The 1,902-nt window shown below is 38.7% G+C and carries 3 protein-coding genes; all 3 read left to right on the top strand.

The window, feature by feature from the left end:
* Nucleotides 1-594 (top strand): methyltransferase domain-containing protein (locus AC1DUA_RS35620; protein WP_477504233.1); only part of this gene is annotated, 594 nt, incomplete at its 5' end.
* 203 nt (nt 595-797) lie between these two features.
* Nucleotides 798-1,271 carry an HIT family protein gene (locus tag AC1DUA_RS35615; RefSeq protein WP_477504232.1) on the top strand — a complete coding sequence of 158 codons (474 nt, stop codon included), beginning with the start codon at nt 798-800 and terminating at the stop codon, nt 1,269-1,271.
* Nucleotides 1,272-1,527: 256 nt separating this feature from the next.
* On the top strand, nt 1,528-1,902 hold a 375-nt coding region (locus AC1DUA_RS35610; protein ID WP_477504231.1), incomplete at its 3' end, for an NUDIX domain-containing protein.

Genomic DNA, 1,902 nt, shown 5'->3' with positions numbered 1-1,902 from the left:
AAACTTATGGACGAAGCTAAACAACGGATAAACTACGTTCCAGCATCTCAACTACAGTTTGTACATGCATCAGTATATGATACAAAACTCCCTGACAACTCATATGATTTTGCAATTGCTAGGCTGTTATTTCTTCATTTAAAAGATCCAGTTAAGGCTGCCAGTGAGATATATCGTGTACTAAAACCGGGAGGGAAATTGGTCATCATAGATATAGATGATGGGATGTTTGGTGTAGTAAATCCTAACATATCTCTGCTGCCCTCAATATTACAGAAAGTTGCAGATTATGTCTCTTCAAAAGGTGGAAATCGGTTGATCGGTAGGAGTTTACCTAGGCTGTTAAAACACACTGGTTTTAAAGAAGTGGATATGGATTCGCTTCTTCAGCATAGCGATGTTCTTGGGATTGAGGGTTTTAAACACCAGTTTGATGTAAAACGATTTATTCATTTTTATGAAAATGGGATTATTAACCAGGAAGAACTTGCTCAAATTGAACAAGCTTCTGAGATGATTAATAACTCTCCTAATGCCTATGCGATGATGAACTTTATCATGGCTTGTGGTACAAAACAGAAATTAATAAATTAAATGGATTGCACATGTCACTACGCTAAAGAGGAGCAGGATAATACGAAACCAAGATTGAAACTCAATCAGCGGAGTTGGTACGAAGATCGGTGTTATCGCTGATCTTATCAATGCCACTGTATTCAAAGGCAGCAAACACTGTTCAGAAGATGCCTTTGTCTAATAGCTTGTTGGAGAAATATGAAAGGAGTTGAATGAGAAAGGTGAAAGCTTCATTTTCACATAAGCCCGATGGATACGAATGTCCATTTTGTCGTGTTTGGGGTATCGAGCACTCTAATCAGGGGACTAAACAAAGGGATATCATCTATCAAAATAAAAAAGTAACGGCATTTATAGCGAGCAAATGGTGGCCAAACAATAAAGGACATGTTCTTGTTGTTCCTAATCAACATTTTGAGAACATCTTTGAACTTCCTGCGGATTACGCTGTTGAAATTCACCGCGCGGCTCAGCTTACAGCATTTGCAATGAAAAGTACATATGCTTGTGATGGGATTTCTACGCGACAACATAATGAGCCTGCTGGCAATCAAGATGTTTGGCATTATCATCTACATGTTTACCCTAGGTATGTAAATGATCAACTTTATCTGACAAAGGGTTCTCAGTCCGATCCAGATGAACGCTCTTTCTATGCTGATAAGTTGCGTGCTTGGATAAAGGAAAACAATTAAGGTCCAGAAGGAGCGAATGATAACCTTAGTAGGAGATGATTACGAGGACCCTGACTAGAGAAAAATAAGGTTCTCCTCTTATTACTACGGAAAGCTATATTCAACCAATTCATGACAGCAGCCGGCACTGATCAACTGCCGATTTCCTTTGAAATTCGTTTAATTTACCAAAACAGTAGTACTGGCCGAGAAGAGTTTTCTTTAAAGCTAAGAATACATAACTTAGCTATAACCAACTAGTAGGGAGTTACTTTAGATGAGGATTGTTGTGACCGGAGGAGCAATTATAAGAGATAGTAAGGGTAGGATTTTATTGCAGAAGAGATCCGATTATGGCGATTGGGGGTTACCAGGGGGAAGCATGAATCCAGGTGAGACTATCCAAGAGACAATGGTTCGCGAAGTTATTGAGGAAACAGGATTAACTGTTAAKGATTGTGAATTTTACGCAGTATACAGCGGACCTAGGATGGAATATATATATCCTGATGGAAACAAGGTTGTTTTCGTCATGTTTCTCTTCAATGCTTGGACTGATTACAATGAGCATTTTTCTGAAGATGGGGATACGTTGAAATTTCAAGACGAGCTAAGCGAATCGCTGAAATTACAGTTTTGGTATATTAACGAT

The sequence above is a fragment of the Paenibacillus sp. 01T422 genome, assembly GCF_056398785.1.
This window is presented reverse-complemented; position numbering and strand designations above follow the sequence as displayed.